This is a genomic window from Achromobacter sp. UMC46 (assembly GCF_014170335.1).
Taxonomy (GTDB): Bacteria; Pseudomonadota; Gammaproteobacteria; order Burkholderiales; family Burkholderiaceae_B; genus Achromobacter.
In genome coordinates, this window is sequence record NZ_LZZS01000005.1 from 20,787 (window position 1) to 32,668 (window position 11,882).

Here is an 11,882-nt window from a genome sequence, read left to right on the forward strand (position 1 = left end):
AACACAATTCCAATATTCGGCCCGGATCCGGGCTGGGAGACAGACAGATGCGTATCAAACCCCTGCTGGCGGCGCTCGCCGCCCTAATGGCCGCGTCCGCGGCTCACGCCCAATCGGATGTCGTGCGCCTGGGCGTGTCCAATGACCGTTCTGGCATCTACTCGGACCTGGGTGGCCAGGGCTCGGAGATGGCCGTGCGGATGGCGGTCGAAGATTTCGGCGGCAAGGCGGCCGGCAAGACCGTGGAAGTGATCGGGGCCGACAACCAGAACAAGGCCGATGTGGCCTCGGCGCTGGTCCGCCGCTGGTTCGATACGCAGGGGCTCGTCGCCGTGGTGGATGGCGGCGCCAGTTCGGCCGGCTTGGCCGCCCAGGGCGTCGCCAAGGAGAAAGGCGGCACGGCGCTGATCAGCGGCGGCTTCGCCGGCGACTTCAGCGGCAAGCAATGCAGCAATCTCAGCACGCAGTGGGCGCCCGACACCTACGCGCTGGCCAATGCGGTCGTCAAGAGCGTGGTGGAAAGCGGCGGCAAGTCCTGGTACTTCATTACCACCGACTACGTTTTCGGAAAATCGCTGGAAAGCAATGCCAGCCGCTTCGTGCAGAACGCGGGCGGCAAGGTCGTGGGCAGCACGCGCCATCCGCTGGGCGCCATGGACTTCGCGTCATTCCTGGTGCAGGCGCAATCGTCCAAGGCCGACGTCGTGGGCCTGGCCAGCGCCGGCGGCGACCTCGTCAACCTGATCAAGCAGGCGCAGGAATTCGGCCTGACGGGCGGCAAGCAGCGCTTGCTGACCTTCCTGACCTTCATCAACGACGTGCAGGCGATGGGCTTGCCGGTGGCCCAGGGGCTGACCTTCCCCACCGGTTTCTATTGGGACGCCGACGAGGACACCCGCGCCTGGACCCAACGCTGGCAGAAGAAGATGGGCGTCACGCGTCCGCCTTCCATCGTGCAGGCGCTCAGCTATGTCGCCACCACGCACTACCTGCAGGCGGCCCAGGCGGCGGGCACGTTCGAAGGCGCCGCGGTCAACCAGAAAATGCGCGAGTTGCCCATCACGACCAAACTGATCAAGAATGCCCGGATCCGCCCCGAGGACGGCCGCGTCATCATGGACCTGTACCTGGTGGAAGTGAAGAAGCCCGCCGAGTCCAAATACCCCGGCGACTTCTACCGTATCCTGTCTACCGTGCCTGGCGAAAAAGTGTTCGTGTCGCTTGCCGACAGCGAATGCCCGCTGGTCAAGAAGTAGCGCTCCAACCAGCGCCCCAACGTAGTGCCCCGGCCATAAGAATCACTAAAGGAGACATCCCATGAAGTGCTATTGCGTCGTCAACTTCCGCGAACCCTTGCAGGAAATGAATCAGCCTACGCCCACCCCGCAAGGGACGCAGGTGCTGCTGAAGGTCCGTGCGGCGGGGGTCTGCCATAGCGATATCCACTTGTGGGAAGGCGGCTACGACCTGGGCCAGGGCCGCACGCTGTCATTGAAAGACCGCGGCGTCTCGTTGCCGCTGACGATGGGCCATGAAACCGTGGGCGCCGTCGTCGCGGCCGGCCCGGAAGCCTCGGGGCTTTCGGATGACCGCAATTACCTTGTCTACCCGTGGATCGGCTGCGGCACGTGCCCCTCGTGCGTATCGGGCATGGAAAACCATTGCAGCGCGCCGGCCTGCCTGGGCGTGCACCGCGCCGGCGGCTATGCCGACCATATCGTGGTGCCACATCCGAAGTACCTCATCGACATCGGCGACCTGGACCCGGCGCAGATCGCCCCCTACGCTTGCTCGGGCCTGACCACCTATTCAGCGCTCAAGAAGATCGGCGCCGACATCTACCGTGAACATCCGGTCGTGATCTTCGGCGCCGGCGGCCTGGGGCTGATGAGCCTGACCTTGATCAAGGCACTGGGCGGCGCGGGCGCCATCGTGGTCGACATCGACCCCGCCAAGCGCCAGGCCGCGCTCGAGGCCGGCGCATTGGCCGCGATCGACGGCGCCGCGCCCGATGCCGCGCAGCAGATCATCAAGGCCGCGGGCGGCAAGCCCGTGCAGGCGGCGATCGACCTGGTGGGCGCGCCCGCCACCACGTCGCTGGCGTTCGACTTCCTGACCAAGGGCGGCAAACTGATCATCGTCGGCCTGTTCGGCGGCGCCTCGTCGTGGCCCATCGCGCTGATCCCCATGAAGGCCATGTCCATCATCGGCAGCTACGTGGGCAATTTGACGGAACTGAAAGAGCTGATGGAACTGGTGCGGGCGGGCAAGGTGCCGCCGATGCCGGTGCACCGCCACGCCCTGGCCGAAGCCGACAGCGTGCTGTCCGCGCTGCGCGCCGGCAAGGTCGTCGGCCGCGCCGTCCTGACGGTCGATTGACGCTGCGGAACCCCTGCAGGACGCCGCGCCCGGCGCCGGGCGCGGCCATCAGCTCGGCCGCAAGCGCGGATCGTAGATGAACCGTTCGCGCCGGACCACGACGATATGCTCGGCGTCCGGATGCGCGGGATTGATCAGCAGATTGCAGTCGGGCACGCCCCGATACGGCACGATGGCGCTGGGCAGTTCCAGCAACGCCGACACGCCCGAGGCCACCCAGTTGTCGCCCACGGCCTGCGAGGCCTCGGCGAACGGCACCGCTTCCCAGAACGGATAGTCTTCCTGCAGCTGGCCCAGCGTCAACGCCTGGCGGGCTTCGTGGACGGCGCGCGGCACCGCCAGCTCGATCAGATACCGGTTGGCCTGCTCGGACGCGCGGGCCGCGAAATGCACCACGGTCTCCAGCACGGCAAGCGCCACGCTGGACGACGTATACACCACCGCCGTGCCCGGGCTGTTGTAGCGGCCGCCTACCGCGGCAGCCCCGGCGCCGCTCAGGTCGTCGGCCCGATACTTACCGGCCGTCGTCCCGATGCGCCACAGCGACACGAACTCCGTCATGCGTAGACGCCGGCCGCCGCGCGCGCCAGGGTGTCTTCCACGATGCGGCTGCTGGCGTCCGAGGTCAGCAGCGACAAGGGTTTGACGTTGCCCAAGGCGGGCACGGGCGTGTTCAGCCACAGCACGGCTTCTTCGTCGCTGCCCAGCACCTGCCGCGCCACCCGCGCCACCCGCGCCACCCGCGCCAGGCGATCCGATTCGCCCAGCGGCAGCATCTGCCCTTCACGGGTCCACCGCGACAACGACGCCGCCTTGACCTCGGTAATGGCCATGATTTCCGATTTGGGCACCTGCAGGAAGTCGGCGGCGTCGTCCACCATCTGCGCGGGCAGGCCCCGGCGCACATCGCGCGCGATGTCGCTTAGCGGGCTGTCCACCAGTTCCAGGAACAGTTGCTTGGCCCGCCCTGCCGCATGGCGCGGCGGACGCTTGGCGGAAGCGCCGCGCTTGTCGGCGGATTTTCCAGCAATGGCGATAGTCATGAACGCCTCAGAAAATTCCAAACAGAATTTATGATATCCCATTTGGAACCCCACTTTCAAGGCGGTTTCCGCCTGGCGCGCCTTCGCCCCGGCATGCACCGGATTTGGGCATATCATAGGCGGCGTTACACACGATCACAGACAAGGACAGGCAATGACGGACCGGCAGCTCACGATACTCGCGGCATTGAATCTCATGGTGGCAGTGGGCGCGGGCGCCTTCGGCGCGCATGGGCTCAAGCGCATGCTGACCCCGGAATTGTTGTCCGTCTGGCAGACCGGCGTGATGTACCACCTGGTCCACGCCCTGGGCCTGTTCATCATCGCGCTGCTGGGCGCCCGTTTCGGTTCGCCGCTGCTGTCCGCGGCCGGCCTGGTCATGTTCGCGGGCATCGTGCTGTTTTCAGGCAGCCTGTACCTGTTGTCACTGACCGGCACGCATTGGCTCGGCGTCGTCACCCCCCTGGGCGGCGCAGCCTTCCTGGCCGCCTGGGCGATGGTGGCGCTGGCCGCCTACCGCGCGCAGGGCTGACCGCCCCCTTCCCCCCGCACGCCCCTCCTTTCCCCATGGCGGCAGGAACCGCCGCCCTTGCAGGTTTCAGATGTCTTCCTCGACCGTATTACCCGCCGCCCGGGACCACTCCGCCGCCGCAGGCATTGCCTGCGTGGTGGGCGGCATCTTCTTCCTGACACTCAGCGACGCCAACGCCAAGTGGCTGGGCGCCCACTACAACCCGCTGCAGATCCTGTTCCTGCGCGCGCTGATCGCGCTGCCCTTCGTGACGGCGCTGGCGTTGTGGCTCGGCGGCCGCCGCGTGCTGCGCACCACGCACCCGGGCCTGCACCTGACTCGCGGCGCGATCAACGTGGTGTCCGCCTGTTGCTTCTACCTGGGCCTGCGCGCGCTGCCACTGGCTGAGGCCACCGCCATCGCGTTCGCGGCGCCCTTGTTCGTGACGGCGCTGTCGGTGCTGATCCTGAAAGAACGCGTGGACGGCAAGCGCTGGCTGGCCGTGCTGGCCGGTTTCGCCGGCGTGCTGATCGTGGTGCGCCCGGGGTCGGCCGCCTTCCAGCCCGCCACCCTGTTGCCGTTGACGACGGCCCTGCTGTACGCCGTCATGATGATCACGGCGCGCGGCATCAACCGCGGAGAGGGCATGCTGACGACGACGTTCTACATCGTACTGGGCCAACTGGTCTGCAGCGCGGTCGGCCTGCCTTGGGTATGGCAGACGCCAGCGATGGAAGACCTGCCTTACTTCGGCGGCGTGGCGCTGTTCAGCACGCTGGGGCTGGCACTGATCACGCAGGGCTTCCGCATCGGTCCGGCGTCCGTCGTGGCGCCCTTCGACTACACCGGCTTGATCTGGGCCACGATCCTGGGCTGGATCTTCTGGCGCGAAGCGCCGGACGCCTATGCCTATCTGGGCGCGTTGTTCATCGCGGGCAGCGGTGTCTACATCGCCGTGCGCGAGGCACGGGCCAAGGGTAAACGGCGCGTCAAGGCATAACGCCGCGACTATTCCGTGGGCGGCGGGAAATTCCGCCGCAGCACCCGCGCCACGTTCGGCTCCTGCGCGGCCTCGCGCGCCACGGCGGTCAACCCCGGGCAGACCGCGCCGAACCACGCTTGCCCAGGCCGCCAATGCGTCATGACGGTCACATACAAGTCCAGCGCCGAAAAGCGGCGGCCCAGCATATGGGGCGCGCCCGCCTGACGTTCAAGCTCTTGCCACAGCTCCGCCCGCCGCGTATGCACGCGTTCGCGCAGCAGGTCCGCCGCCGCGCCTTCGGTGGTCCATTGGGGGGGATCGTCGCCATACGTGAAGGTCGGATAGATAGCCGCGACCAGCCGCAGCAGCAGGTTCAAAAAGCGCGCGCGTTCCGGCTTGTCCGGCCCGGGCGCCAGGCCCGCCTGCGGCGCCACATCGTGCAGGTGCAGGATCATCGCCGCGCTTTCAGTCATCACCTCGCCGTCCGGCGTGATCAGCGTCGGCACCTGGCCCATCGGGTTCAGATGCAGCAGCCTGTCGCGCTCGGGGCCGGATTTCAGGTATGGCACGTCCGTCAGCACATGCGGCACATTGGCCAGCACCAGCGCCATCTCGACGATGGCCGAGCCGCAGCCCGCGGATCCAATCAGTTCATAGGTCTTCATCGCTCACCCTCCCGATTCGGCCGGCGCGATCCGCAGCAATTGGCCCGGAGACGCGTCGGTCAGCACATACACGTAGCCGTCCGGTCCCTGCCGCACGTCGCGTATCCGGCTCTTGCGGTCCACCAGCAACCATTCCTGCCCGACCACCCGATTGCCATCCAGCGTCAGTCGGATCAGGTTCTGATTGGCCAGCGCGCCGATGAACACGGATTTCCGCCACGCCGGAAAGCGGTCGGCGTCATAGAAGGCCATGCCGCTGATCGCGGGCGATTTCGCCCACCAGAACAACGGCGGCTCGGTGCCCGGCACGGTTTCGCCCTTGGCCTCGGGAATCGGCTGGCCCGAATAGTTGATGCCGTAGGTCGCCAGCGGCCAGCCGTAGTTCTTGCCCGGCTGGATCAGATTGATTTCGTCGCCCCCGCGCGGCCCGTGCTCGTTCTCCCAAAGCTCGCCGGACCACGGATTCAGCGCCATGCCTTGCGGGTTGCGGTGCCCGTACGACCAGATCTCGGGCCGGGCGCCGGCCTTGCCCGCGAAGGGATTGTCCGTCGGCACCGAGCCGTCCGCCTTCAGGCGCACCACTTTGCCCTGCAGCTTGTCCAGGTCCTGCGCAGTCGGGCGCTGGTTGTTCTCGCCCAGCGAGATGAACAGATATCCCTTGCCGTCGAATACCAGGCGCGACCCGAAATGCAGGCCGGAAGACAACTTGGGCGTCTGACGGAACAGCACCTTGAAATCCTGCAGCCCGGTCGCGTCATCGGCCAGGCGCCCGCGGCCGACCACCGTGCCGCTTTTATCCCCATCGGACTCGGCATAGGACAAGTACACGTAGCGGTCGGTCGCGAAGTCCGGCGACAGCGCCACGTCCAGCAGGCCGCCCTGCCCCGACGCCGCCACCTTGGGGACGCCCGAGAGCGGCTTGGACAGGCCGCCCGGCGTGCGCAGCAAGCGCAAGTTACCGGGCCGTTCGGTGATCAGGACGCCGCCGTCGGGCAGAAAGGCCATGGCCCAAGGATGGTCCAGGCCACCCACGACGGGCGTGACGCGGGCGGCCACCGATGGCGGTTCCTGGGCGGCGCGCGCAGGCGCCGCAGCGTGCAAGGCGCCCGCGGCAACCAGCAACGACGAAACGAACAAGGGGATCGCGCGCGTGCTTGCGGCGGTGCGTGACTGCATGGACATCTCCGGCGGCAACTGCGTTGAATGCGGGCACGGATGGCATGGCAAGATGGCGCAGCCTTGACCGCGGGTGGCGTACCATAGCGCCCAGGGACGGGTGCCTCCCGTCCTGCCTCTCAGGAGACCCATCACATGAAACTGTACTACATGCCCGGCGCATGCTCGCTCGCTTCCCACATCGTCCTGGAGTGGGTCGGCAAGCCTTACGAGACGCACAAGCTCAGCCGTGAAGAGCTCAAGGGGCCCGACTTTCTGAAAGTGAATCCGCTGGGTGCGGTGCCCGCGCTGGTCGACGGCGATTGGGCCGTGACGCAGAACGCCTCGATCCTGGAATACATCGCCGAACAAGCCCCCCAAAGCAATCTGCTGGGTGACGGCACCGCGCGTGCGCGCGCGGACGTGCGCCGCTGGTTGGGCTTCATCAATTCCGACATCCACAAGACGTTCTCGATGATCTTCGGCCCGTCCCGCTTCCTTGGCGACGAAGGCGCGCAGAAAGAACTGGCGGGCTCGGCCTCCAAGTTGCTGACCAAACTGTTCTCGCAATTGGACGCGCAATTGGCCAGCAAGCCGTATCTGACCGGCGACGCGCCGTCCATCGCCGACGCCTACCTGTACGTCGTGCTGCGCTGGGCCCATGCCAAGGAAGTCGACCTGTCCGGCCAGGACAATCTGGCGGCGTTCTTCAAGCGCATGGAAGCCGACAAGGGCGTCCAGGCCGCGCTGAAGGCCGAAGGGCTGTAACGCGCATCCGGGCGGCTGCCGGATTCCCCGCCGCCCGATTCAAACCGCGTCCGGCAGCCCGGCCAACCCGGGCTGCGGCACCCCTTCCAGGGTTTTCTTCACTGCCGCCAGGAAGCGCCGCGCCAGCAGCGGCGGCGCGCTCAGATTGGAATGCGTGGCCCAGATCTCGACGCAAGCCGCGGGCTCGATGGGCCGCAGCGCCAGCTGCGCCGCCTGGTCAGGCGCCACGCACCACGCGTCGACAAGCGCCGGCCCAAGCCCCTGCTGCACGAACGAACAGGCCGTCACGGGCGAATGCACTTCGACCGCCGCGGCGCACCGCGGCCCGTCGCCGAAGAACGGCTGCAACGCCCGGCCCAGCGGCGTATCGCGCGGGTAGCCGATCCACGCCGCCGACACGAAATCCTCCGCGCGCACCACATCCTGGCTGGCCCACGGGTGGGACGACGGCATCACGCAGACGACCGGCACCTGGGCCAGCCGGACCGACGTCAGGTTGGGATGGTCGGGCGGCTGCATCGAGATGCCGATGTCCGCCTGCCCGGACAGGAAATACGCCGCCAGCTCGTCGAACGTGACGCTGCGGTAGTCCACCCGCGCGTCCGCGTTGCGTCCGCGAAATCGCTCCAACGCCATCGGGATCAGGCGTTGGCCGAAGCTGGCGCTGGCCACGATCTTCAACATGCCCGCGCCCGACTGCCCCAAGCTGGCGGCCAGGTCGTTCACGCGCTGGATGCCGCCGTAGACCTGTTCCACCTCCGCGTACAGGCGGCGCGCCTCGGCAGTCGGCGACAGCCGGCTCTTCACGCGTTCGAACAGGCGATAGCCCAGCCGGCTTTCCGTCAACGCCAGCACCCGGCTCACGGCGGGCTGGGACACGTGCAGCATGCGCCCCGCCCCGCTGATCGACCCGGACATCATGATGGCCCGGAACACCTCTATCTGGCGCAGGTTCAACGGCCGTCCGGCACTGGGGCCGACCTCGTCGGCATAGGCATCCACATCCAATTTTCTTCCCCTTGATCGATAACGGCGGATTATAGGATTGCCACATTTTTCGATGATGCAGCGCCGCAATGCAGGTGTAATCTGCGCCCCTCAACACAACAAAACAAGGGGAATTCCACCATGCACCGCAACGTTTTCCGCAGCCTGTCCGCGCTGGCTCTCAGCGCCGGCCTGAGTGCCGCCCTGATCAGCCCCGCGGCTGCCGGCCCCTATCCCGACAAGCCCATCACGTTCATCGTGCCGTCGGCCGCGGGCGGATCGCCCGACGTGCTGTCGCGCCTGATCACCACCCAGCTGGCCCGCGACACCGGCGCCACGATGGTCGTCGAAAACCGTCCGGGCGCCGCCGGCAACATCGGCATCGCGCTGGTCAAGCGCGCCGCCGCCGACGGCTACACCGTGGGCTACGGCAACATCAACACGCTAGCCGTGAACCGTTCGCTGTTCAAGCGCCTGCCCTACGACGTGGACCAGGACCTGACGCCCGTCGCTCACATGTTCGACCTGTACAACGCGCTGATCGTGCCGGCGGATTCCCCGGTCAAGAGCGTGCAGGACCTGATCGACCTGGCCCGCAAGCAGCCCGGCCGCCTGTCCTACGGCGCCTCCGGCGTGGGCACCACCGGCCACATGGGTGGTGAACTCTTCAAGAGCATGGCCAAGCTGGACGTGATGTTCATCCCGTACAACGGCGGCCCCGCCGCCATCCAGGACCTGCTGGGCGGCCGCCTGGACTACCTGTTCGTCAACACTTCGGAAGCCACGCCGCTGGTCAAGAGCGGCAAGGTCCGCGCCATCGGCGTCAGCAGCCTGAAGCGCCTGTCCTTGATGCCGGAGGTGCCGACGCTGGACGAATCTGGCCTGAAGGGCTATGAAACGGTCGCCTGGGGCGGTGTCGTGGCGCCCAAGGGCACGCCCGCCGATGTGGTGGCCACGCTGAACGCCGCCATCCAGAAGGCCCTGCAGGCGCCTGACGTCCGCACCGGCCTGGCCACGCTTGGCGCCGTGCCGGCCACCGGTTCGCCCGAAGACTTCAAGCAGCTGATCGATCGTGAAACCGCCAAATGGCAGAAGATCATCGACACCGCCGGCATCGAGAAGCTGGACTAGCCCACTCCATGACGGATCGCACCATGCAGGCAGACTTCATCGTGGCGGGCGCCACGCTTATCGACGGCTCGGGCGGGCCGGCCCGCCAGGGCGACCTGGCGGTGCGGGACGGACGCATCGTCGCGATGGGCGATTTTCCCCATCCCGAGGGCGTGCCGGTGATCGACGGGCGCGGCCAGGTCCTGGCCCCCGGCTTCATCGATTCGCACACGCACGACGACGGCTACCTGCTGGCGCATCCGGACATGCTGCCCAAGGTGTCGCAAGGCATCACCACGGTCGTCACGGGCAATTGCGGCATCAGCCTGGCGCCGCTTGAGCGCGACGCCATCCCGCAACCGCTGGACCTGCTTGGCCCGCCCGAGCTGTTCCGCTTCGGCACGTTCCGCGCCTGGATGGACGCCTTGCGCGCCACGCCGGCCGCCGTGAACGTCATCCCGCTGGTGGGCCACACCACCCTGCGCGTGGCCGTCATGGACGACACGTCGCGCGCCGCCGACAACGGCGAACGCGCCGCGATGCGCGGCCTGATGCAAGAGGCGCTGGACGCCGGCGCCTTCGGCGTCTCCACCGGCACGTTCTACCCGCCGGCCAGCGCCGCACCCACCGACGAGATCATCGACGTGTGCCGGCCGCTCAAGGACTTGCGCGCATCGGGCCGCCTTGGCCTGTACGCCACCCACCTGCGCGACGAAGCCGACCACATCGTGCCGGCCATGGAAGAAGCGCTGCTGATCGGCCGCGAACTGGATTGCCGCGTGGTGTTCTCGCACCACAAGCTGGCAGGCGAACGTAATCACGGCCGCACCCGCGAGACCCTGGACCTGATCAGCCGCGCGGCCGCCAGCCAACGCGTCTGCCTGGACTGCCACCCCTACCCGGCCACCTCCACCATGCTGCGCCTGGACCGTGCGCGCCTGGCCAGCCGTACCATGATCACGTGGTCCAAGGGCTACCCCGAGGCCACCGGCCGCGATTTCACCGACGTCATGCAGGAACTTGGGCTGGACGACGAAGCCGCGGTTTCGCGGCTGGCCCCGGCCGGTGCGATCTACTTCCTGATGGACCCCGCCGACGTCAACCGGATCTTCACGCATCCGCTGACGATGGTCGGGTCGGACGGCCTGCCCTTCGACCCGCATCCGCATCCCCGCCAATGGGGCACGTTCACCAATGTGCTGCGCACCATGGTGCGCGAACAGCGCCTGCTGTCACTGGAGGCCGCCATCCACAAGATGACCGGGCTGGCCGCCAGCCAGTACGGCGTCGCCGAGCGTGGCCTGCTGCGCGAGGGGTATCATGCTGACCTGGTGCTGTTCGATCCCGCCACCGTGACAGATGTGGCCACTTTTTCAGCTCCCATTCAGGCAAGCCAGGGCATCCACGCGGTGTGGGTGAACGGCAAGCGCGTCTGGGACGGGGAACGAACCGGCACTGACCGCCCGGGCCAGGTCCTGACGCCCGGCGACGCACTACCTCGGAGTTTATAAAGTGAAGACGTTTTCCCAGGGCTGCTACCTGGGTGTATTGGGCGGGATGGGCCCGATGGCCGGCGCGGCCTTCGCCCTCCGCCTGGCGGCGCTGACGCCTGCCGCGATTGACCAGCAGCACATCCCCACGCTGCTGCGCAACGATCCCCGCATCCCCGACCGCTCCAGCGCCTACATGGCGGGTGGTGAAAGCCCGCTGCCCCACATGGTCGATGGCGTGCGCTTCCTGGAAGCCTCGGGCGCGCAGTTGATCGCCATCCCCTGCAACACGGCCCACCTCTGGTACGACGAGATCGCCGCGTCCACCGGCCTGCCCGTGCTGCACATCATCCAGGCGGTCATCGACGACCTGCGCCGGCTGGGCCAGCCCCGCGGCCGCATCGGCCTGATGGGCACGGCGGCGACGCTGAAGCTGGGGCTTTACCAGAAGCAGCTTGAAGCCCAGGGCTACGAGTGCATCGTGCCGGATGACGACGACGTCGAACGCTACTGCATGGAGTCCATCCGCGCCGTCAAAGGCAACCGGCTGGAAGCCGCCTTCGCGCCGGCCGCCGAGTGCATCGCCCGCCTGAAGGCGCGTGGCGCCGACGCCGTGGTGCTGGGCTGCACCGAACTGCCGCTGGCCGTGCCGCATGCGCTGCGCCCGAGCCTGGGCGTGACGCTCACGGATTCGATCGACGCGCTCGCGCGCGCCGCCATCGCGCATTACGAAGCCGATCTGGCGAGGCAGCTGATCGCGGCGTGATGGGTGGAGCGCGAGACGCCGAGAAC

13 protein-coding genes are annotated in these 11,882 nt (G+C 67.5%); 8 read left to right on the forward strand and 5 right to left on the reverse strand.

Annotation, left to right across the window (positions count from 1 at the left end; translation table 11 throughout):
- The first annotated feature begins 47 nt into the window (after positions 1 to 47).
- Positions 48 to 1,256, forward strand: a complete 1,209-nt coding sequence (locus A9973_RS07790) for an ABC transporter substrate-binding protein (RefSeq protein ID WP_183013216.1) — start codon at positions 48 to 50, stop codon at positions 1,254 to 1,256.
- Positions 1,257 to 1,317: 61 nt separating this feature from the next.
- Positions 1,318 to 2,379, forward strand: a complete 1,062-nt coding sequence (locus A9973_RS07795) for an alcohol dehydrogenase (RefSeq protein ID WP_183013217.1) — start codon at positions 1,318 to 1,320, stop codon at positions 2,377 to 2,379.
- Positions 2,380 to 2,427: 48 nt separating this feature from the next.
- Here A9973_RS07795 and A9973_RS07800 read toward each other — a convergent pair whose 3' ends face one another.
- A complete protein-coding gene (locus A9973_RS07800; protein ID WP_183013218.1) occupies positions 2,428 to 2,940 on the reverse strand; it encodes an RES family NAD+ phosphorylase in 513 nt (170 codons plus the stop codon).
- The gene (locus A9973_RS07805) at positions 2,937 to 3,422 is read right to left on the reverse strand and encodes an antitoxin Xre/MbcA/ParS toxin-binding domain-containing protein (RefSeq protein ID WP_183013219.1); all 486 of its coding nucleotides are present in this window, start codon (positions 3,420 to 3,422) and stop codon (positions 2,937 to 2,939) included. Before A9973_RS07805 ends, A9973_RS07800 begins: the two co-directional genes overlap by 4 nt.
- A gap of 154 nt (positions 3,423 to 3,576) precedes the next feature.
- On the opposite strand from A9973_RS07805, the gene A9973_RS07810 reads away from it, so the two are divergent.
- Positions 3,577 to 3,954, forward strand: coding sequence for a DUF423 domain-containing protein (locus A9973_RS07810; protein ID WP_183013220.1), 378 nt, complete (start codon positions 3,577 to 3,579; stop codon positions 3,952 to 3,954).
- Positions 3,955 to 4,024: 70 nt separating this feature from the next.
- Positions 4,025 to 4,933, forward strand: coding sequence for a DMT family transporter (locus A9973_RS07815; protein WP_183013221.1), 909 nt, complete (start codon positions 4,025 to 4,027; stop codon positions 4,931 to 4,933).
- A gap of 8 nt (positions 4,934 to 4,941) precedes the next feature.
- Here the strand turns inward: A9973_RS07815 and A9973_RS07820 are convergent, their stop codons facing one another.
- Together A9973_RS07820 and A9973_RS07825 are read right to left on the reverse strand one after the other, a co-directional pair.
- Positions 4,942 to 5,580: a glutathione S-transferase family protein gene (locus A9973_RS07820; RefSeq protein WP_183013222.1), complete on the reverse strand. Its 639-nt coding sequence runs from the start codon at positions 5,578 to 5,580 to the stop codon at positions 4,942 to 4,944.
- A gap of 3 nt (positions 5,581 to 5,583) precedes the next feature.
- The gene (locus A9973_RS07825) at positions 5,584 to 6,756 is read right to left on the reverse strand and encodes a PQQ-dependent sugar dehydrogenase (RefSeq protein WP_183013223.1); all 1,173 of its coding nucleotides are present in this window, start codon (positions 6,754 to 6,756) and stop codon (positions 5,584 to 5,586) included.
- 135 nt (positions 6,757 to 6,891) lie between these two features.
- Here A9973_RS07825 and A9973_RS07830 point away from each other — a divergent pair, with 135 nt between their 5' ends.
- Positions 6,892 to 7,503: a glutathione S-transferase family protein gene (locus A9973_RS07830; protein WP_183013224.1), complete on the forward strand. Its 612-nt coding sequence runs from the start codon at positions 6,892 to 6,894 to the stop codon at positions 7,501 to 7,503.
- A 39-nt stretch (positions 7,504 to 7,542) separates the two neighbouring features.
- Here the strand turns inward: A9973_RS07830 and A9973_RS07835 are convergent, their stop codons facing one another.
- Positions 7,543 to 8,511 carry a LysR family transcriptional regulator gene (locus tag A9973_RS07835; RefSeq protein ID WP_183013225.1) on the reverse strand — a complete coding sequence of 323 codons (969 nt, stop codon included), beginning with the start codon at positions 8,509 to 8,511 and terminating at the stop codon, positions 7,543 to 7,545.
- Between the two features lie 120 nt (positions 8,512 to 8,631).
- Here A9973_RS07835 and A9973_RS07840 point away from each other — a divergent pair, with 120 nt between their 5' ends.
- The 3 genes from A9973_RS07840 to A9973_RS07850 are packed head-to-tail and all read left to right on the forward strand — an operon-like array spanning position 8,632 to position 11,856.
- A complete protein-coding gene (locus A9973_RS07840) occupies positions 8,632 to 9,621 on the forward strand; it encodes a tripartite tricarboxylate transporter substrate binding protein (protein ID WP_183013226.1) in 990 nt (329 codons plus the stop codon).
- A gap of 8 nt (positions 9,622 to 9,629) precedes the next feature.
- The gene (locus tag A9973_RS07845; protein ID WP_183013227.1) at positions 9,630 to 11,111 is read left to right on the forward strand and encodes an amidohydrolase family protein; all 1,482 of its coding nucleotides are present in this window, start codon (positions 9,630 to 9,632) and stop codon (positions 11,109 to 11,111) included.
- Between the two features lies 1 nt (position 11,112).
- On the forward strand, positions 11,113 to 11,856 hold the full coding sequence (locus tag A9973_RS07850) for an amino acid racemase (protein ID WP_183013228.1): 744 nt from the start codon (positions 11,113 to 11,115) through the stop codon (positions 11,854 to 11,856).
- The last annotated feature ends 26 nt before the right edge of the window (positions 11,857 to 11,882 follow it).

Excerpts from the sequence above, each read along its gene's own strand:
- A9973_RS07810 (WP_183013220.1), top strand. The coding sequence starts at position 3,577 with ATGACGGACCGGCAGCTCACGATACTCGCGGCATTGAATCTCATGGTG.
- A9973_RS07830 (WP_183013224.1), top strand. The coding sequence starts at position 6,892 with ATGAAACTGTACTACATGCCCGGCGCATGCTCGCTCGCTTCCCACATC.
- A9973_RS07820 (WP_183013222.1), bottom strand. The coding sequence starts at position 5,580 with ATGAAGACCTATGAACTGATTGGATCCGCGGGCTGCGGCTCGGCCATC.
- A9973_RS07825 (WP_183013223.1), bottom strand. The coding sequence starts at position 6,756 with ATGCAGTCACGCACCGCCGCAAGCACGCGCGCGATCCCCTTGTTCGTT.
- A9973_RS07845 (WP_183013227.1), top strand. The coding sequence starts at position 9,630 with ATGACGGATCGCACCATGCAGGCAGACTTCATCGTGGCGGGCGCCACG.
- A9973_RS07840 (WP_183013226.1), top strand. The coding sequence starts at position 8,632 with ATGCACCGCAACGTTTTCCGCAGCCTGTCCGCGCTGGCTCTCAGCGCC.
- A9973_RS07805 (WP_183013219.1), bottom strand. The coding sequence starts at position 3,422 with ATGACTATCGCCATTGCTGGAAAATCCGCCGACAAGCGCGGCGCTTCC.
- A9973_RS07795 (WP_183013217.1), top strand. The coding sequence starts at position 1,318 with ATGAAGTGCTATTGCGTCGTCAACTTCCGCGAACCCTTGCAGGAAATG.
- A9973_RS07815 (WP_183013221.1), top strand. The coding sequence starts at position 4,025 with ATGTCTTCCTCGACCGTATTACCCGCCGCCCGGGACCACTCCGCCGCC.
- A9973_RS07800 (WP_183013218.1), bottom strand. The coding sequence starts at position 2,940 with ATGACGGAGTTCGTGTCGCTGTGGCGCATCGGGACGACGGCCGGTAAG.
- A9973_RS07790 (WP_183013216.1), top strand. The coding sequence starts at position 48 with ATGCGTATCAAACCCCTGCTGGCGGCGCTCGCCGCCCTAATGGCCGCG.